The sequence below is a fragment of the Streptomyces griseiscabiei genome, from assembly GCF_020010925.1.
GTDB lineage: Bacteria > Actinomycetota > Actinomycetes > Streptomycetales > Streptomycetaceae > Streptomyces > Streptomyces griseiscabiei.
Genome location: NZ_JAGJBZ010000001.1, coordinates 3,510,401 through 3,529,108 on the forward strand (window position 1 = coordinate 3,510,401; position 18,708 = coordinate 3,529,108).

Genomic DNA, 18,708 nt, shown 5'->3' on the forward strand with positions numbered 1-18,708 from the left:
GTGCTCCTGGAGGCCGGGGCTTACGCCTCGGCCTTCCCCGCCCCCGCCAGCGCGGCCACCCGCTCCACGCCGAACACATAGCCCTGCACCCCGCACCCGGCGACGACCCCGTCGGCGCGCAGCGAGACGTACGAGTGGTGCCGGAACGTCTCCCGCTTGTGGATGTTGGAGATGTGCACCTCCAGCACCGGCAGCCCGTCGCAGGTGTTGAGGGCGTCGAGGATCGCCACGGAGGTGTGCGAGTAGGCGCCGGGGTTGATGACGATGCCGCTGTGGTTCAGCCGTGCCTCGTGGATCCAGTCGACCAGTTCGCCCTCGTGGTTGGACTGCCGGAAGTCCACCGTGCCCCCGTGCGCGGCCGCCGCCTTCGCGCACATCGCCTCGACGTCGGCGAGCGTGTCGGAACCGTAGATCTCGGGCTGCCGCTGCCCCAGGAGGTTCAGGTTGGGGCCGTTGAGAATCATGATCGGGGCTTGGGCCAGGCTGCGGGGCACGGTTCCTCCGGTCCGTTCGGGGTGGGCGGTCCGTGGGGACCACCGCTCGACCCCGGTTTATCACGGTGAAACCGCCGGGCAGGAGGCCGTACCCTCCCCGCATGACCTCGCCCTCGTACCCTCCCAAGCCCTCCCCCGGCGACCGCGTGGCCGTCGTCTCGCCCGGCGCAGGTCTGCCCGAGCTGTTCCCCCGCCCGTTCGAACTGGGCCTGGAGCGGCTGCGCGAGGAGTACGGCCTCGTACCGGTCGAGTATCCGACGACGCGGAAGATGGGCACGACGGCATGGGAGAGGGCCGACGACCTGCACGCGGCCTTCGCAGACCCGGACATCAAGGCGGTGTTCACCTCGATCGGCGGCGACGACCAGATCACCGTCCTGCCGTATCTGGACCGGGAGTTGCTGCGGGCCCACCCCAAGCCGTTCTTCGGCATGAGCGACAACACCAACCTGCTGGCGTACCTGTACAGCACCGGGATCGTCGGCTATCACGGCGGGACCGTGATGACCTCGCTGGGCAGATCCGTCGCCATGGACCCGCTGACCGCCGACTCCCTGCGCGCCGCCCTGTTCACCTCGGGGCCGTACGAACTGCGGCCCGCCGAACGCTTCAACGACGTCAACCGCGACTGGGCCGACCCGGCGACCTTCGACGCGGAGCCGGAGACCGTCCCCGGCGCCGGATGGACCTGGGTGAACGCCGACCGCGTGGTGGAGGGCCGGAGTTGGGGCGGGTGCCTGGAGATCCTCGGCTGGCTGCTGATGGCCGACCGCGAGGTGCCGCGCGACCCTTCCGTGTTCGACGGCGGTGTGCTCTTCCTGGAGACCTCGGAGGAACTGCCGAGCGGCGAGGAGGTCTTCCGCACCCTGCGCAACATGGGCGAGCGCGGTCTGCTCCGGCGCTTCTCCGCGCTTCTGATGGGGCGCCCCAAGGCCTGGTCCTTCGAGCAGCCCAACACCCCGGAGGAAGCGGCCCGTTACACGGCCGGACAGCGGGAGGCCGTCCTGCGCGCGATGCGGACGTACGCCCCCGACACCACGATCGTCTTCGACGTGGACCTTGGGCACACCGATCCCCAGCTCGTCATCCCCTACGGGGGCGCGATCCGGGTGGACGGGCCCGCCCGGCGCATCTCGGTGACCTACTGAGGCCTGTTGACGCCTCCCGGAACACTCTGGCCTCGGACGAGCCCCCGCACGCCCCCCGTAACCGCCCGTCACCGTGGGTAGTTGACGCGGCATGCAACCTGCACGCACCGTGAAACCGCCCTCCATGCTGCGCCTCGCGTCCGCCTCGCTCGCCGGGACGGCCATCGAGTTCTACGACTTCTTCGTCTACGGGACGGCGGCGGCCCTCGTCCTGGGGCCGCTGTTCTTCCCGACGTTCTCGCCGCTGGCCGGAACCCTCGCGGCCTTCGCGACCTTCGGGGTCGGCTTCGTGGCGCGACCGCTCGGTTCGGTGCTGTTCGGGCACATCGGGGACCGGCACGGGCGGCGGCCGGTGCTCGTCGCCTCGCTGCTGCTGACCGGCGGCGCGACCGTCGCCGTCGGCTGCGTCCCCACGTTCGACTCGATCGGTGTGGCCGCCCCCTTCCTCCTTCTCGTCCTGCGCTTCCTGCAGGGGCTCGGGCTGGGCGGGGAGTGGGGCGGCGCGGTGCTGCTGACGGCGGAGCACGCGCCGGCCGATCGGCGCGGACTGTGGTCGAGCTTCCCCCAGGTCGGGCCGGCGGTGGGGTTCCTGCTGGCCAACGGGGTGATGCTGGCGCTGTCGGCGAGCCTGACGGAGGCGCAGTTCGCCGCCTGGGGGTGGCGGGTGCCGTTCTGGGCGGCGGGCGTCCTGGCCGTCGCGGGGCTGTGGCTGCGCTCGTCGCTCACCGAGAGCCCGCAGTTCCTGCGGATCGACGAGCCCGCGCGCGTGCCGCTCGCCGAGGTGGCGCGCGACCACTGGCGGCTCGTCCTGCTGACGGCCGGCGCGCTCGCGATCGGGTACGCGGTGTTCTACGCGGTGACGACCTGGTCCCTCGCGTACGGCACCGAGCGGCTCGGCGTCAGCCGCACCGTCATGCTGACCTGCATCATGGGCGCCGTGGTGGTGAAGGGCGCCCTGACACCGGTGGCCGCGGTGCTCGGCGACCGGTACGGGCGGCGCCCGCTGTGCCTGATCGGCTGCACCGTCACCGTGCTGTGGATGTTTCCGATGGTCGCGCTGCTGGCGACCGGTGAACCCCTGCTGATCTTCTTCGGTTTCCTGGTGGCGATGCTGGCGTTCGTCACGATGTTCGCCGTCATCGCCGCGTACCTGCCGGAGCTGTACGAACCCCGGGTGCGCTGCACGGGCGCCGCGGTCGGCTACAACCTCGGCGGGGTGCTCGGCGGGGCGCTGACCCCGATCGTGGCCACCGCCGTGGCCCAGGGCGGTCGGGTGCCCTGGGGTGTCGGCGCGTATCTCACCGGGATCGCCCTGCTGAGTCTGGGCTGCTTCGCCCTGCTGCCGGAGACCCGCCCGGTCCCTCTCGCGACGACGGCGGCGGAGGCGGAGGCCGCCGCGGGGTGAGCGCCGGTCTCCCGTGCCCACGACCCGCGCGACGGCGACCGTGCTACGGATTCACCGCCAGCTCCAGATACGCCGCGAACAGCACCAGATGGACCCCGCCCTGCAGAGGCGTCGCGCGTCCCGGGACCACGGTCAGCGAGGCCACCACGACGGTCAGGGCCAGCAGCACCATATGGGTGGCGCCGAGGCCGAGGACGAGCGGTCCGGAGAGCCAGACGGAGGCCAGGGCGACGGCCGGGATGGTCAGACCGATGCTGGCCATGGCGGAGCCGAGGGCCAGGTTGAGGCTGGTCTGGACCCGGTCGCGGCGGGCCGCGCGCAGGGCGGCGATGGTCTCGGGCAGCAGGACGAGCAGGGCGATGACCACACCGACGACGGCGTGCGGCAGTCCGGCCGCGTCGACGCCGGACTCGATGGTGGGTGAGACGCCCTTGGCGAGGCCGACGACACCGACGAGCGCCAGGCCGAGCAGTCCGAGGCTGATCCGGGCCGTACGGGCCGACGGGGCCTCCGCGTGGTCGTCCTCGGCGATCACCTCGCCCAGTCGGGTGATCGGCAGGAAGTAGTCCCGGTGGCGCACGGTCTGGGTCGCCACGAACAGGCCGTACAGGGCCAGTGAGGACAGTGCCGCGAAGGTGAGCTGGGCCGTGGAGAACTCGGGGCCCGGCTTGCTGGTGGTGAAGGTGGGGAGCACCAGGCTGAGCGTGGCCAGTGTCGCGACCGTGGCGAGGGCGGCGCCGGTGCCTTCGGGGTTGAACACCGCGAGTCCGTGGCGCAGCGAGGCGACGAGCAGACAGATGCCGACGATGCCGTTACAGGTGATCATCACGGCGGCGAAGACGGTGTCACGGGCGAGGGTGGCGCTCTTGTCACCGCCGTCGAGCATCAGGGTGACGATCAGCGCGACCTCGATGATCGTGACGGCGACGGCGAGGACGAGGGAGCCGAACGGCTCGCCGACACGGTGGGCGACGACCTCGGCGTGGTGGACGGCGGCGAGTACGGCTCCCGCGAGCACCAGCGTCACCAGGGCGACGCCCGCGGGGGGCAGATCACGTCCCCAGGTGAGAGCGAGCAGGACGACCGCGGCCACCGGGACGGCATCAGTCCATCGCGTCGTGAGCGACCGGAGCCGAGCGAGCATGCGGTGATCCTTTCAGACGTGAAAGGGCCCCGCACTCCGGTGGACGCCGTGGATCTGCGTCTCCGTGGTGCGGGGCCCCATCCGTGATTGTCGTGCGGTGTCGGCCCTCGTCAGGCCTCGACGCTGTCCTTCTCCGCGCCGTCGGCCTTCTGCTGCTCGGCCTCGGCCCGCGCCTGCTTCCTGGTGGCGAGCAGGCTGGTGATCGTGGTGATGACCAGGACCGCGCAGATCACTCCGAGGGACACCGGGATGGAGATCTCGGGAACGTGTACCCCGGACTCGTGCAATGCGTGCAGCACGAGCTTCACTCCGATGAAGCCGAGGATGACCGACAGGCCGTAGGACAGGTGGACCAGCTTCTTCAGCAGACCGCCGATGAGGAAGTACAGCTGTCGCAGACCCATCAGCGCGAACGCGTTGGCCGTGAACACGATGTACGGGTCCTGGGTCAGACCGAAGATCGCGGGGATGGAGTCCAGCGCGAAGAGGACGTCGGTGGTGCCGATGGCGAGCATCACGACCAGCATCGGCGTCATGACGCGCTTGCCGTTCTGCTCGATCCACAGCTTGGTGCCGTGGTAGCGGTCGGCGACGCCGAAGCGCTTCTCGGCGGCCTTGAGGAGCTTGTTCTCCTCCCACTCCTCGTCCGACTCCTCGGCCCTGGCCTCCTGGATCAGCTTCCAGGCGGTGTAGATCAGGAACGCGCCGAAGATGTAGAAGACCCAGGCGAAGCTGGCGAGGATCGCCGCGCCCGCGGCGATGAATATCGCGCGGAGCACCAGGGCGATCAGTACACCGACCAGCAGCACCCGCTGCTGGTACTGCGTGGGCACCGAGAACTTCGCCATGATCAGGACGAACACGAAGAGGTTGTCGACGCTCAGCGACTTCTCGGTGATGAAGCCCGCGAAGAACTCTCCGGCCGGCTGGCCACCGGCGAAGACGAGCAGCCCGAGTCCGAAGAGGGCGGCCAGGACGATCCAGACGACCGTCCAGATTCCGGCTTCCTTGATGGACACGTCATGGGGTTTGCGGCCGATGAAGAAGTCGACCGCGATGAGGGCGGCAAGGCCCAGAACAGTCGTGACCCACAGGGTCGTGGAAACATCCACTGCGCCTCCGGCAGTACGTAACGGCAAATAGCAGCGTCGTCGCTACCGGAGGTCTCTTCCACCCGGTCCTCCAGCGCGTTCCACAACGCCTGGTGTTGCCGGGCCGACGCCCCGGGATCAGGATTGATCCGTATTGACGGGTACGCCGCAGCAAGTAGGGAGTACTCCCCTCCGCACGAAAAGAGTACCCAATCACCAAGAATAGGTAAAGGCAGAGGCAAAGAAAGTATCAAAACTGCTGGTCAGAGCAGTTTACGAGGGCTTGGTACAAGGAGGGGACCGGTGGTCCTCACCGGTTCCAGGAGCGGCGGGCCTCCGCGACCCGGGCGAGCACCTCGTGCAGGACGGCGCTGCCGGGCGGAATGCTCGACGGCTCGTACGTCCACGCGTGTCCGACCCAGGGGTCGGCGAGATGGTCGTCGGGGGTGGGGGTCAGTCGCATCAGCGAACGCCACAGCGGGTCGAGCAACGGCCCGTAGGCGGCGGCCTCCTGCCGGTCGGCGACCATCATCAGATGGACGCCGACGGCCGGGCCCTCGTCCGCGAGGTAGCGGAGCTGGGTGACGGCCCGGTCGTCGAAGCCGTGCGGGAAGTCGTTGACGATCAGCAGTTGCTCGGCCGCGTCGAAGCCGGGCGGCAGGGCGTCCGCCGCGCCACCGCGCACCGCCATCTGCACCAGGTCGACACGCTGGGTGAGCCGTCCCAGCACCTCCGAGACGCCCGCCGCTCCGGCGGAGGGCGGTCCGGCGAGCACACCTGCTCCCGTCAGAGGTGCCAGCGCGGACGCACCGGCCCCGGCGGCGTCGATGACATGCACCGTGAACTCGCCGGGCGGGTAGACCGCGAGCAGACGGGCGGCGAGAGCCACGGCCGTGTCCAGGGCCAGGCTCCGCAGTTCGTCCGCGTCGACGAGCGCGTCGCTGGAGCCGGAGCGGCCGCTGTCGATCCACAGTCCGCGCTCCAGCGGCAGCCGGACCAGCATCGGAATGCGCACGCCTTCGCTCTCCGGCAGATGGAGGTCGCCCAGGCGCAGGGCCATCGGGATCTCCATCGGCACCCGGTAGCCGTGCCAGACCGGGTTGTCCCAGCCCGCGTACGCCGGGGGCAGGGCGGGCTCGACGACTTCGGCCTCCGCCCGCAGCTGGACGAGGTCGCGGTCGAGGGCGTCCCTGGCCTGGTCGACGAGCTGGGCGTGCCGGGCTCGGGCGGCCTCGCGAGCTGCGTCGCCCTGGCCGCCGATACGGCTGCGCGGGTCGGACAGGACCTTGTCCAGCTCCTGTTCCATGCGCGACTCGGCGAAGTCGACGGCGCTGCGGTACGCGGCGGTGGTGCGGGCGAGGTCCTCGAACATCCCCCACACCTGGTTGTAGAGCCGCTCCTCCATGGACCAGCCGGTCGCGTCCCCGGCGACGGGGCGCGCGGGCTGCCCCGGCTGGGCCGGGGGCGCGGTCGGCGGGGGCGGTGGCGGCGCGGTGGTCTGCCTGCGGGGGTGGTTGTAGTCGACGGGGCCGCCCGCGGTGGGCGCCGCGGGCTGGGTGGCTGCGGACGGGTCGGCCGGGGCGGTCCCGCCCCCGTGCTGCGCCGACGCGTGGTCGGGCCGGGTGGCGTCGTGCATGGAGCCGTACGGGGGTGTCGCGCCGTACGGGGAGGTGGGCTGGTGTCCCTGCTGAGGTGTCGCGCTCCCGGACAGTCCCTGCGGTGTCGTACCGCCGTGTGTCTGGTCGGGGCCCTGCGCGGCCGCGGCCGTCCGGCGGGGGCGGTCCGCGTCCGGCAGCCGGGGCGGAGGCGCGGCCACGGAGCGGGCGAGGCCCTGGGTGACGGCCTCCTGGATGGTGCCGGCCAGCTGCGGGGCCCCCGGCAGGCCCTGGTCGGCGAGCAGCTCGGCGAGGCCTCCCGCGTACCCCTGGCCGACCGCGCGGACCTTCCAGACGCCCTGCCTGCGGTACAGCTCCAGGGCGACGACGGCCGACTCCGGTTCGAGGTCGGTGAGGGTGTAGCTGGCGACCTCGGTGCCGTCGAGGCCGGTGATCGCGACGAAGGGGGCGGCGACGGCGCCGAACCGTGCCGGGCCCCCGCCGCCGGACGGCAGGGCGAGCAGTACGGTCACCCGGTGCACGGACGGCGTCAGGGCGTCGAGGTCCACGGCGAGGCGGTGGTCGGCCGCCGCCTGTCGGGGAACCTCGATGCCCGGCAGGGTGGGCGCGCCCGGGTGGGCGACCCACTCCACGCCGTGCACCCGGCCGTGCTCGTCGCCGAGCGTGGCGCCGGCCACGATCGGCGTGCCGGCCGAGACGCGGATCTCCAGTCGGACCTCGGGCAGCGGATGGTTCTGCCCCCGGACCAGCTCGGCCGTCATCGACTTCGTCCCCCTGTGTCGCTCGGTGCTGTGGTGCTTGCCTACAGGACCGGCAGGATCGCCGGCATGAGGTCCTGGAAGGTACGGCCGTTGGCGGGCGTACCGATGGCGGTCATCTGCCAGCCCGAGCCTGCGCGGTGCACCTTGGCCATGATCTGGGCCGTGTACTGGCCGCCGCCCGCGAGGGTGTAGCGCGCCAGCTCCTGGCCGTTGGTCTCGTCGACCAGACGGCAGAACGCGTTCTGCACCTCCTGGAAGGTCTGGCCCGTGAAGGAGTTCACGGTGAAGACGATCTGGTCGATGTGGACCGGCACCCGGGCCAGGTCGACCAGGATCGCCTCGTCGTCGCCGCCCTGTCCCACACCGCCGACCAGGTTGTCGCCGGTGTGACGGACGGAGCCGTCGTCGCTCACCAGGTGGCGGAAGAAGACGACGTCGACGGGCTGCTTGTCCGCGAACAGCACGGCGGAGGCGTCGAGGTCGATCTCACGGGTGCGGGATCCGAACAGGCCGCGCCTGGGGGCAGCCTGCCAGCCGAGACCCATGCGTACCGCGGTCAGGCTGCCTCCGTCGTTCTTCTGCAGACTGATGGCCTGACCCTTGGTCATGTTGACGGTCACGCGCTGATTCCCCTCTCGAACTGTCCCCTGTTTCCGCGGAGTCCACGGATGTGCAGCACCTTACGCAGCGGCACTGACATTGCCGCAGCCTGTGTCGCACTTTGTGTCGGTCTTGCAACACAGCGCGCCCGCTGCCGGGGCGCGCCCCTCCCCCGTCGCCCGGCGGGGGCGTCAGGCGAGGCCGGCCTCCTTCATCTGCCGCAGTTCCTTCTTCATCTCGGAGACCTCGTCGCGCAACCGGGCGGCGATCTCGAACTGCAGATCGGCGGCGGCGGCGCGCATGCGCTCCGTCATGTCCTCGATCTGCTGGGTCAGATCGGCCGCGGGACGGTCGGTCGGGGTCGCCCGGGTCCCACCCTTGGCCGCCTTGGCCGTCCTGCCCGCGAGGGAGGGGACGGGGGCCTTGGCTCCCTTGCCGTCCTTCCCCTTGCGGTAACCCGAGCCGAGCAGCTGCTCGGTGTCGACGTCCTCGCGGGCGATCTGCGCGACGATGTCGTTGATCTTCTTGCGGAGCGGCTGGGGGTCGATGCCGTGCGCCTTGTTGTACGCGACCTGCTTCTCCCGGCGCCGGTTGGTCTCGTCGATGGCCTTCTCCATCGCCGGGGTGATCTTGTCGGCGTACATGTGGACCTGGCCCGACACATTGCGCGCCGCGCGGCCGATGGTCTGGATCAGCGAGGTCCCGGAGCGCAGGAAGCCCTCCTTGTCGGCGTCGAGGATCGCCACCAGGGAGACCTCGGGGAGGTCGAGGCCCTCGCGCAGGAGGTTGATGCCCACGAGGACGTCGTACTCACCGGCGCGCAGCTCACGCAGCAGTTCGACGCGGCGCAGGGTGTCGACGTCGCTGTGGAGGTAGCGGACCTGGATGCCCAGCTCCAGGAAGTAGTCGGTGAGATCCTCGGCCATCTTCTTGGTGAGGGTGGTGACGAGGACCCGTTCGTCCTTCTCGGTGCGCCCCCGGATCTCGTGCACCAGGTCGTCGATCTGGCCCTCGGTGGGCTTGACGACGACCTCGGGGTCGATCAGGCCGGTGGGGCGGATGATCTGCTCGACATGGCCGTCGGAGCGGGACAGCTCGTACTGGCCGGGCGTCGCCGAGAGATAGACCGTCTGGCCGACGCGCTCCTGGAACTCCTCCCACTTCAGCGGCCGGTTGTCCAGGGCGGAGGGCAGCCGGAAGCCGTGGTCGACGAGGGTGCGCTTGCGGGAGGCGTCACCCTCGTACATCGCGCCGATCTGGGGCACGGTCACATGGGACTCGTCGATGACGAGGAGGAAGTCGTCGGGGAAGTAGTCCAGCAGGGTGTTCGGCGGGGAGCCGGGCTCGCGGCCGTCGAAGTGCATCGAGTAGTTCTCCACGCCCGAGCAGGAGCCGATCTGGCGGAGCATCTCCAGGTCGTACGTCGTGCGCATGCGCAGCCGCTGGGCCTCCAGGAGCCTGCCCTGCTTCTCCAGCTCCGACAGGCGCTCCCCCAGCTCCTTCTCGATGTCGTTGGCGGCGCGCTCCAGCCGCTCGGGGCCGGCGACGTAGTGGGTGGCCGGGAAGACGTACAGCTGTTCGTCGTCGCTGATGATCTCGCCGGTGAGGGGGTGGAGGGTGGAGAGGGCCTCGATCTCGTCGCCGAACATCTCGATGCGGACGGCCAGCTCCTCGTAGACCGGGAAGATCTCGATGGTGTCGCCGCGCACCCGGAAGGTGCCGCGGGTGAACGCCAGGTCGTTGCGCGTGTACTGGATGTCCACGAAGCGGCGCAGCAGCTCGTCCCGGTCGAACTCCTCGCCGACCTTGAGCGGGACCATGCGGTCCACGTACTCCTGGGGCGTGCCGAGGCCGTAGATGCAGGAGACCGAGGCGACCACGACGACATCGCGGCGGGTCAGCAGCGAGTTGGTCGCGGAGTGGCGCAGGCGCTCCACCTCCTCGTTGATCGAGGAGTCCTTCTCGATGTAGGTGTCCGACTGCGGGACGTACGCCTCCGGCTGGTAGTAGTCGTAGTACGAGACGAAGTACTCGACCGCGTTGTTCGGCAGCAGTTCGCGGAACTCATTGGCCAGCTGGGCGGCCAGCGTCTTGTTCGGCGCCATCACGAGGGTGGGGCGCTGGAGCTTCTCGATCATCCACGCGGTGGTGGCGGACTTGCCGGTGCCGGTCGCGCCGAGCAGGACGACGTCCTTCTCACCTGCTCCGATGCGCTGGGCGAGCTCGGCGATGGCCGTCGGCTGGTCGCCGCTCGGCTGGTAGGGACTGACGACCTCGAGGGGCGCCACCGTGCGTTCGATCTTGGAAACGGGCCGCATGGGTTCCACCGTACGACCCCGCACTGACAACGGGCTCCGATCAGCGGTTCTGCGGGGTGCGGGAGCTGCGCTCGTAGTGCTCCCGGCGGGTGCGGGACTCCGGGTGCCGGCAGGTGTGCGCGGTGGGCTGGGCGGGGATGCCGGGCCGCCGCTCGTCCGGGTTCCCGTGGAACCTGCCCATGATCATGAACGGGTCGAACATGACGACGACGCCCGCGAGAAGCAGGAAGACCAGCGGGCCGATCATCAGCGGGGCGAGCAGGGCCGCGGAGGAGGAGCCGTCGACCGGAGCGGCGGAGGCGCTGTGCAGATGGACGTCGAGGGCGGCCATGCCGGTGTAGTGCATGCCGCTGACGGCGATCCCCATGACGAGACTGGCGCCCACGCTCCACAGGAAGCCGCGGACCTGTCCGGCGGCCCACAGGGCGGCGATCGCGGCCACGACGGCGATGGCGACCGAGGCGGCGACGGTGAGGGTGTTGTACTGGAGCGTGCCGTTGAGGCGCATCCCGGCCATGCCCAGGTAGTGCATGGAGGCGATGCCCAGTCCGGTGATGGTGCCGCCGGTGAAGAGCGCGGCGCCGGTCGCCCCTTTGGAGGCGACCATGAAGATCCCGATGCCGACCATGACGATCGCGACGGCGAGGCTCGCGAAGGTGGTCAGCGCGTCGTAGTGGACCGGGGTCTGCCGGACCTTGAAGCCCATCATCGCGACGAAGTGCATGGTCCAGATTCCGGAGCCGATGGCCGCCGAGCCGAGCGCCAGCCAGCCGATCCGCCAGCGGCCGTCGACCAGCATCGCTCTCGTGGTGCAGCGCAGGCCGAGCGCTCCACCGAGGCAGGCCATGAGATAGGCCACCACCGGTGTGACGAGTCCGTAGCTGAAGCCGTCGACCGTGCCCTGCATTCGCGGCTGCCTTTCCCGCCCTGTCGCGTCCCTGGATTTCCTGCGATGCCCCCAGCCCCGGGACCGCCACAACGGTCAGGGTTGTCGCAGAGAGTATGACCCCCACCGGAATGGTCGAACGATTTTCCGGCAAAGAAACACGCCCTTGCCCCACTTGTGCGGTGCCGGTGAGCGGACTTGGGCAACTCCATTCAATTCGTGGTCATCCTGCACCCTCCTGCCGTTGACCCTCTGCTGTCACTCTTGAGCTGACCGTGATCGATCGACGCGAGGAGTACGCATGCACGTGCGCGCAGTTGCCGCCGCGACCACAGCGTTCCTGGGGGCCACCGTCCTCCTGCTCCCCACTTCCGCCGCCCATGCGGCCGCTGACGCCGACAATCCGCTGGTCGTCGCGCACCGCGGAGCTTCCGCCTACGCGCCCGAGAACACCCTGGCCGCCGTCGACAAGGCCGACGAGATGGGCTTCGAATGGGTCGAGAACGACGTCCAGCGCACCAGCGACGGCCGGCTCGTCGTGCTGCACGACGCGACGCTGACCCGGACGACCAACGTCGAGGAGCTCTATCCGGAGCGCGCCCCCTGGAACGTGGCGGACTTCACCGCCGCGGAGATCGCGCGCCTGGACGCGGGCAGCTGGTTCGACGGCGACTACGCGGGCGCGCGCGTGCCGACGTTGGAGCAGTACATGAGGCGGGTGTCGCGCAACCACCAGAAGCTCGTCCTGGAGATCAAGAACCCGCAGCTCTACCCGGGCATCGAACAGCAGACCCTGAAGGTGCTCGGCAACGAGGGCTGGCTCGCCCCGGCGCAGCTGGAGCGGCTGGTGATCCAGAGCTTCAGCGCCGACACCGTACGCCGGGTCCACGAACTGAGCCCTGCGGTGAAGACCGCTCTGCTCGGCACCCCGGACATCGCCGACCTGCCCGAGTACGCGACGTTCAGCGACCAGATCAACTCCTCGTACACGACGATCTCCGGCTCGTACGTCGCCACGATCCACGCGCTGGAGGGTCCGCACGGGAAGCCCTTGGAGATCCTGACCTGGACCGTGAACGACGCGGTGAACGCCCGCCGGGTGGCGGGCTACGGGGTGAACGGCATCATCACCAACAAGCCGGACGTGGTGAGAGAGGCCACGCAGAGCTGACGACGGTTCCGGGCGGCGGCGTGCGTTCCGGGAAGGGACGCACGCCGCACTCGTTGTCGGTGGCCGCCCGTACGGTGGTCCCATGAACAGCCATGCGCAGGACAAGCCGCGCGTCGTGTGGGCCGTCGTCGGCACGGACATCGGTCCGCTGCTGCTGGCCGCGACGGACGACGGCCTGGTCAACGTCGTGTTCCACGCCACGGACGCGGTGCGCGACCGGAGCCTCGACCGGCTCGCCTCCCGTCTCGGCACCACCCCGGTGGAGGCCCCCGGCGCGCCCCGGCTGGCCGAGGCGATACATCAGGTCGAGGCGTACTTCGCGGGCGAGCGGCACGACTTCGAGCTGCCGCTGGACTGGTCGCTGATCTCCGGGTTCAACCGCCAGGTGCTGCGCGAGCTGGCGTCCGGCGTTCCCTACGGCTCGGTCGTCGGCTACGGCGATCTCGCGCGGCGCGTGGGGCAGCCGGGCGCGGCCCAGGCGGTCGGTGTCGCGATGGGGTCGAATCCGCTGCCCGTGGTGGTGCCGTGCCACCGGGTCGTCGAGAGCGACGGCGGCATCGGGGGGTTCGGCGGCGGGCTGGAGACCAAGCGGAAGCTGCTGGCCCTGGAAGGGGTGCTCCCGGAGCCGTTGTTCTGAGAAGTGCTTCCGGAGCCCTTGTTCTGAGGCAGCCATGGGTGGACTTTGCCCACCCGTGCGTGACCTTTGCCTGTGAGGTGACCGACGCGCGCGCGGTGGCGCGAATCGGTCATCGGTCGTCGTTTCGGCAGCCAGAGGCTGGCCGAAAACCGACGTCGGCGCTCGGTTATGCGTAGTGCCGCGCCTCGAACACATTGCCGTCCGGGTCCCGGAAGTAGAAGCTGCGCCGGGCCGCGCCACGCGCGCCGAACGAGTCGTACGAGAAGTCCGAGACGGGGACCGCCCGTTCCTCCAGCCGGGTCCGCAGCTCGTCGAAGGCCTCGCCGGGCATGGCGAGACAGACGTGGTTGACGGGGTGGCCCGCACTGTCGGCGGCGCCGGGCACCATGGTCAGGGTCTCGGCCATGGCGAGCGGCATCAGGTCGAGGATGGTCTCGTCGTTGAGGCGCACGGACGGGAAGGGGGCTCGTCCCGCCGCGTACTCGGCGACCCGTACGGGCTCCAGGCCGACGGCCTTCTCGTAGAAGTCGGCCGCGGCGAGCGGCTCCCGCACCCAGAGAACGACATGGTCGAGTCGAGTCGTGTTGTCCGTCATGCGCCCCAGGCTGGTGTCCCGCACCACAGGGCGCAAGGGTTTGGCCGGGCGCGCCGTCCGCCAGGGATGAGGGAGGAACGACAGACAGGAGGCATGCGCGTGCTGGTGGTGTCGGAAGAGGTGCGGGAAGCGGTCGACGCGCGTCGACCCGTGGTGGCGCTGGAGTCCACGATCATCGCGCACGGGCTCCCCCGCCCGCGCAATCTGCGGGTGGCGCTGGAGCTGGAGGAGGTCGTACGACAAGAGGGCGCCGTGCCCGCGACGATCGCCGTGCTGGACGGGCGGCCCCATGTCGGGCTCGACAAGGACCAGTTGGAGCGGGTCGCGAACGAGGACGGCATCCGCAAGCTGGGTCACCGGGACCTGCCCCTCGCGGTGGCCTCGGGAGCGAGCGGCGCGACCACCGTGTCGGCGACCGCCCAACTGGCGGCCCTGGCAGGCGTACGGGTGTTCGCGACGGGTGGGCTCGGGGGCGTGCATCGGGAGTGGACGGTGTCCCAGGACGAATCCGCCGACCTGGGGCTGCTGGCGCGGACCCGGATCACGGTGGTGTGCGCGGGCGTGAAGTCGATCCTGGACGTCCCGGCCACGCTGCAGCGCCTGGAGACGCTGGGTGTGGCGGTCGCCGGGTACGGCACGGACCGCTTCCCGGGCTTCTATCTGTCCGACTCGGGTCATCCGGTGGAGTGGACGCTGGGGTCGCCCGGCGAGGTCGCGGACGTCATGCGGGCGCAGGACGCGCTCGACGGCCCGGAGGCGACGTTGATCGTCGCCAACCCCGTCCCCGAGGACGAGCAGCTCGATCCCGAGTTGCACGCGCGTGTGCTGGCCGACGCGCTGCGGGCCTGCGCGGCGGAGGGTGTGACGGGGCAGGCGGTCACCCCCTTCCTGCTGAGCTACCTGGTACGGCACACCGACGGCGCCTCCCTGACCGCCAACCTGGCGGCGGTACGCGGCAACGTACGGCTCGCGGCACGGATCGCGGCGGCCTGGGCCGGGGCGTGAGGTGGCGCGGCACGGTGTGACCGGGCCCGCCGGCGCGAAGGGCGGAGCGCTGCTGGTGGTGGGTGACGTCGTCACGGATGTCGTCGCCCGGCATCGCGGGCCCCTCGCGGCGGGCACCGACACGGCCTCCGCGATCCGGACGCTGCCGGGCGGGGCGGGTGCCAATGTGGCCTGCTGGGCGGCTCACCGGGGCTGCGCCGACGTGCGGCTGCTCGGGTGCGTGGGCACGGACGGGGCCGAGTGGCACGAGCGGGAGCTGCGGGCCTCGGGCGTACGGCCGCAGCTGGTCGTCGACCCGGACGCGGCCACGGGGACGGTGATCTGCCTGGTGGACACCGGCGACGCGGCCGAACGCACGTTCCTGACCGACAGCGGCGCCGCGTTGCGGCTGGACCCTGGCCACTGGTCGCCGTCCCTGCTCGACGGGGTCGCTCGGCTGCATCTGTCGGGCTATCTGTTCTTCGCGGAACCGAGCCGCGCGCTGGCTTCCGTGGCCCTGGAGTCGGCACGCGCGCGTGGGGTGCCGGTGAGCGTCGATCCCGCGTCGGCGGGGTTCCTCGCGCGGCTGGGCGTGGACCGTTTCCTCGCGCTCGTCGAGGGCGTCGATGTGCTGCTGCCCAGCCGCGACGAGGCATGTCTGCTGACCGGACTGCCCGATCCGGCCGACGCGGCGGCCAAGCTGAGTCGCCTCTTCCCTCTCGTCGTGGCCAAACAGGGCGCCGACGGTGCGCTGATCGCCCGCGGGGGCGGCATCGAGTCACGGATCCCGGCGGCCCCCGCCGTGCCCCGCGACACCACCGGCGCGGGCGACGCCTTCACCGGCGCCTTCCTGGCCGCGCTGCTCGCGGGCGCGGAGGTCGAGAAGGCGGCGGCCGAGGGGTGCGCGGCGGGAGCGCGGGCGGTGGGGGAGGTGGGTGGAAGGCCGCCGAGGGGCGGCTGAGGGCCATGGCCGGTGCGCGGCGCCCGGGGGGCTCCGGCCGGGGCACGGTGAGGGCGTCGACGGCCCGGGCCGTCGCCCGGGTGACACCGTGGTGCCGGTCGGCCCGCCGGGAGCCTGTGCTCCGCGGCGGGCCTGACCTGCCTCTACGCCTTGCGGCCCCACGCCGAGATCAGTGGCGGGGCCGCGATGTCCAGCGCTCCGGAGGCCACATGGGCGAGGTGCCGGTCGATCTCGTCGTCCGTGGCGAGGTCGGCGGTGACGAGGTCCTCACGGAGCCGGTCTACGGTCATCGACTCCAGGGCGGAGCAGGCGGGTGACACGACAGGGAAGTACGCGTCGGCCTCCACGCCGCGCAGTCCCGCCGCGCGCAGCAGGCGCGGGAGTCGGCGGCCGTGCGCGGGGTCGATCCCCCGTTCGGTGAGCAACGCGGCGACGGCCTGGCGAAGCCGGTTGGCCAGTTGGTGTTCGGGCCCGGACTCCTCGAGGCAGGCCAGGGGTTGGAGGGCGGGGTCGGCATCCTCGATCAGGAGGCGTCCGCCGGGACGCAGGGCCTTGATCATCGATGACAACGCCCGGTCGCGGTCGGGCGCGTGGGCCAGGGAGAGCCGCGCGTGGACGAGGTCGAAGCCGTCCCCCGGCGGCTCGTCGACGCCCACCCGGTGGAGGAGGGCCTCCACCGGAGGGCGGGTGACCGAGGGGACGGCCCAGGAGAGGTCGGTGTCGGTCGCGATGACCTTGCCGGTCGGTCCGACCTTCTTGGCCAGCCAGGAGACGACGGAGGTGCCGCCCGCGCCGACCTCCCAGCAGCGCCAGCCCGAGCCCAGGCCGAAGGCCTCCATGTGCCGGAACGTCGTGGGGTCGAAGAGCGTGGCGAAGGCGTCGGGGCCCTGCCCCGTCTCGGCCTGCCGGTGGTCGAGGAGATACCCGTCGGTTCGCATCATGCCGCGATCATCCCATTTGAGCGTCTTATCACTAATAGCGACGCTCCCGCAGTCCGTGAGGTCGCCCGGCCGTGACCGGTCCGTCCGCCCCCGTCGCACCGATCGGAACGGAACGCCAGGACCGGCACGCCCGAACCGGCGGGGACGGAACGGCGGGGCCGACCGGGACGTCTACAAGTGAAGCGGAATGTTCCGTTCCCACAGCCTTACCCGGCACTCGTTCGGCCCTGGCAAACTGACGCGACAGGCACGAAGTGCGGTGCGAGGAGATCCACGCAAGGAGAAGCCAGATGTCCATGGCAGGGAATCTGCGGAAGGTCGCCGGTCTCGACAAGGTCGGCGGCCTGCGCAGGATGGCGAGGCTGGCCCGACGACGCCCCCGCGTCGACCTCAGCCATCCGGCCCGCTCCCCGCTCGGCACCTCGGTGGTCAACTGCGTCACCTACCACAAGGGCGTCCGCTCCCCCGCCGTCCGCGATGTCGTCGAGGCCGTCAGGCAGGTCCGCAGGCACGACCACGGCTTCGTCTGGCTGGGGCTGCACGAGCCGACGCAGCGGGAGTTCGCCGGCATCGCCGAACTCTTCGACCTGCACCCGCTGGCCGTGGAGGACGCGATCGAGGCCCACCAGCGCCCCAAGCTGGAGCGCTACGACGACACCCTGTTCGCGGTGTTCAAGACGGTCTGCTACGTCGAGCACACCGAACTGACCGCGACCAGCGAGGTGGTGCACACCGGCGAGATCATGGTCTTCGTCGGCCCCGACTTCGTGATCACGGTCCGGCACGGGCGGCACGGCTCACTCGGCCCGCTGCGCGAGGAACTGGAGGCGAACCCCGACCAGTTGGCCAAGGGTCCGGCCGCGGTGCTGCACGCGATCGCGGACCACGTGGTGGACGACTACCTGAACGTCACGGACTCCGTCCAGACGGACATCGACCAGGTCGAGACCGACGTCTTCGCCGCGAACGGCGCGCGCGTCGACCCGGGACGCATCTACCAGCTCAAGCGCGAACTGCTCGAACTGAAGCGGGCGGTGGCCCCGCTCGCCCGCCCGCTCCTGGAGCTGACCTCACGACCGATCCGGGTCATCGACCCGGAGATACAGGCCTACTTCCGGGACGTCTCGGACCACCTGCTCCGCGCCACCGAGCAGATCGCCGCGTTCGACGAACTGCTCAACTCGATCCTGCAGGCCCATCTCGCGCAGGTCAGCGTCGCGCAGAACGAGGACATGCGCAGGATCACGGCATGGGCGGCGCTCATCGCCGTACCGACCATGGTGTGCGGGGTGTACGGCATGAACTTCGAGCACATGCCCGAGTTGCACTGGAGGTTCGGCTACCCGCTGGTGCTGGCCGTCATAGCCGTCGCCTGCGTCGCCCTGTTCCGGGGCTTCAAGCGCAACGGGTGGCTGTGACGGCGCGGCTTGGGACGGGTCAGCGTGTCGCGCTCCTCGCGTAGACGCTCTCGGCCCAGGAGGCGATCTGGTCGTCCGACAGATGGTGGGCCAGGTCGGCTTCGCTGATCATGCCGACGAGCCGCTTGTTCTCGATCACCGGGAGCCGACGGATCTGATGCCCCTTCATCTCCTGGAGCACCTCGCTGACGTCTGCGTTCGCGTCGATCCAGCGCGGTGTGCCCTTGGCCAGTTCGCCGGCCGTGATCGTCGACGGGTCGTGGCCCAGGGCGACGCAGCCGACGACGATGTCGCGGTCGGTGAGGATGCCGCAGAGCCGTTCGTTCTGGTCGCTGATGGGGAGGGCTCCGACGTTCAGCTGGCGCATCAGCTGCGCGGCGCGGTCCAGGGTCTCGTGGGCGGGGATCCACTGGGCTCCGCGGTGCATGATGTCTCCGGCGGTGGTCATGTAGTACCTCCCGGTGCCGGACGGCCGGCGCGGCGCAGGACACACCGCTAGTCCCGGCGCCCTACATTCTTGCCGCGACCGGAGTGAAGC

The 18,708-nt window shown here is 70.7% G+C and carries 17 protein-coding genes; 7 read left to right on the forward strand and 10 right to left on the reverse strand.

Annotation, left to right across the window (positions count from 1 at the left end; genetic code table 11):
- Nucleotides 1-20 precede the first annotated feature (20 nt).
- Nucleotides 21-494, reverse strand: a complete 474-nt coding sequence (aroQ, locus tag J8M51_RS15310; protein WP_086758090.1) for a type II 3-dehydroquinate dehydratase — start codon at nt 492-494, stop codon at nt 21-23.
- A 101-nt stretch (nt 495-595) separates the two neighbouring features.
- On the opposite strand from aroQ, the gene J8M51_RS15315 reads away from it, so the two are divergent.
- Both J8M51_RS15315 and J8M51_RS15320 read left to right on the forward strand, forming a co-directional pair.
- Nucleotides 596-1,642 carry a S66 family peptidase gene (locus tag J8M51_RS15315; RefSeq protein WP_086758088.1) on the forward strand — a complete coding sequence of 349 codons (1,047 nt, stop codon included), beginning with the start codon at nt 596-598 and terminating at the stop codon, nt 1,640-1,642.
- Nucleotides 1,643-1,766: 124 nt separating this feature from the next.
- The gene (locus J8M51_RS15320) at nt 1,767-3,047 is read left to right on the forward strand and encodes an MFS transporter (RefSeq protein WP_086758086.1); all 1,281 of its coding nucleotides are present in this window, start codon (nt 1,767-1,769) and stop codon (nt 3,045-3,047) included.
- Nucleotides 3,048-3,090: 43 nt separating this feature from the next.
- Here the strand turns inward: J8M51_RS15320 and J8M51_RS15325 are convergent, their stop codons facing one another.
- From J8M51_RS15325 to J8M51_RS15350, 6 genes are all read right to left on the reverse strand, one after another.
- On the reverse strand, nt 3,091-4,191 hold the full coding sequence (locus J8M51_RS15325) for a calcium:proton antiporter (protein WP_086758084.1): 1,101 nt from the start codon (nt 4,189-4,191) through the stop codon (nt 3,091-3,093).
- Between the two features lie 110 nt (nt 4,192-4,301).
- Nucleotides 4,302-5,303 (reverse strand): TerC family protein, encoded by a 1,002-nt coding sequence (locus J8M51_RS15330; protein WP_086758082.1) that lies wholly within the window; start codon nt 5,301-5,303, stop codon nt 4,302-4,304.
- Nucleotides 5,304-5,592: 289 nt separating this feature from the next.
- Nucleotides 5,593-7,659, reverse strand: a complete 2,067-nt coding sequence (locus J8M51_RS15335; protein ID WP_267299215.1) for a TerD family protein — start codon at nt 7,657-7,659, stop codon at nt 5,593-5,595.
- 41 nt (nt 7,660-7,700) lie between these two features.
- The gene (locus J8M51_RS15340) at nt 7,701-8,279 is read right to left on the reverse strand and encodes a TerD family protein (RefSeq protein WP_086762378.1); all 579 of its coding nucleotides are present in this window, start codon (nt 8,277-8,279) and stop codon (nt 7,701-7,703) included.
- Nucleotides 8,280-8,450: 171 nt separating this feature from the next.
- Nucleotides 8,451-10,577: an excinuclease ABC subunit UvrB gene (gene uvrB / locus J8M51_RS15345; RefSeq protein ID WP_086762380.1), complete on the reverse strand. Its 2,127-nt coding sequence runs from the start codon at nt 10,575-10,577 to the stop codon at nt 8,451-8,453.
- A gap of 40 nt (nt 10,578-10,617) precedes the next feature.
- A complete protein-coding gene (locus J8M51_RS15350; protein WP_086762382.1) occupies nt 10,618-11,484 on the reverse strand; it encodes an MHYT domain-containing protein in 867 nt (288 codons plus the stop codon).
- Between the two features lie 280 nt (nt 11,485-11,764).
- On the opposite strand from J8M51_RS15350, the gene J8M51_RS15355 reads away from it, so the two are divergent.
- Together J8M51_RS15355 and J8M51_RS15360 are read left to right on the forward strand one after the other, a co-directional pair.
- Nucleotides 11,765-12,634 carry a glycerophosphodiester phosphodiesterase gene (locus J8M51_RS15355; protein WP_086762384.1) on the forward strand — a complete coding sequence of 290 codons (870 nt, stop codon included), beginning with the start codon at nt 11,765-11,767 and terminating at the stop codon, nt 12,632-12,634.
- 82 nt (nt 12,635-12,716) lie between these two features.
- The gene (locus tag J8M51_RS15360; protein ID WP_086762386.1) at nt 12,717-13,271 is read left to right on the forward strand and encodes a methylated-DNA--[protein]-cysteine S-methyltransferase; all 555 of its coding nucleotides are present in this window, start codon (nt 12,717-12,719) and stop codon (nt 13,269-13,271) included.
- Nucleotides 13,272-13,437: 166 nt separating this feature from the next.
- Here J8M51_RS15360 and J8M51_RS15365 read toward each other — a convergent pair whose 3' ends face one another.
- Nucleotides 13,438-13,866, reverse strand: coding sequence for a VOC family protein (locus tag J8M51_RS15365; RefSeq protein WP_179203431.1), 429 nt, complete (start codon nt 13,864-13,866; stop codon nt 13,438-13,440).
- Between the two features lie 93 nt (nt 13,867-13,959).
- On the opposite strand from J8M51_RS15365, the gene J8M51_RS15370 reads away from it, so the two are divergent.
- A complete protein-coding gene (locus J8M51_RS15370) occupies nt 13,960-14,871 on the forward strand; it encodes a pseudouridine-5'-phosphate glycosidase (protein ID WP_267299216.1) in 912 nt (303 codons plus the stop codon).
- A gap of 16 nt (nt 14,872-14,887) precedes the next feature.
- Nucleotides 14,888-15,811, forward strand: coding sequence for a carbohydrate kinase family protein (locus J8M51_RS15375; protein WP_267299217.1), 924 nt, complete (start codon nt 14,888-14,890; stop codon nt 15,809-15,811).
- A 143-nt stretch (nt 15,812-15,954) separates the two neighbouring features.
- Here the strand turns inward: J8M51_RS15375 and J8M51_RS15380 are convergent, their stop codons facing one another.
- A complete protein-coding gene (locus J8M51_RS15380) occupies nt 15,955-16,752 on the reverse strand; it encodes a methyltransferase domain-containing protein (RefSeq protein ID WP_267299218.1) in 798 nt (265 codons plus the stop codon).
- A gap of 290 nt (nt 16,753-17,042) precedes the next feature.
- Between J8M51_RS15380 and J8M51_RS15385 the strand changes: the two genes are divergently transcribed.
- Entirely contained in the window at nt 17,043-18,170 is a 1,128-nt protein-coding gene (locus J8M51_RS15385) for a magnesium and cobalt transport protein CorA (protein ID WP_086753004.1), read from the forward strand.
- Nucleotides 18,171-18,189: 19 nt separating this feature from the next.
- On the opposite strand, the gene J8M51_RS15390 is transcribed toward J8M51_RS15385, so the two are convergent.
- Nucleotides 18,190-18,618 carry a CBS domain-containing protein gene (locus J8M51_RS15390; protein ID WP_086753002.1) on the reverse strand — a complete coding sequence of 143 codons (429 nt, stop codon included), beginning with the start codon at nt 18,616-18,618 and terminating at the stop codon, nt 18,190-18,192.
- Nucleotides 18,619-18,708: the final 90 nt, after the last annotated feature.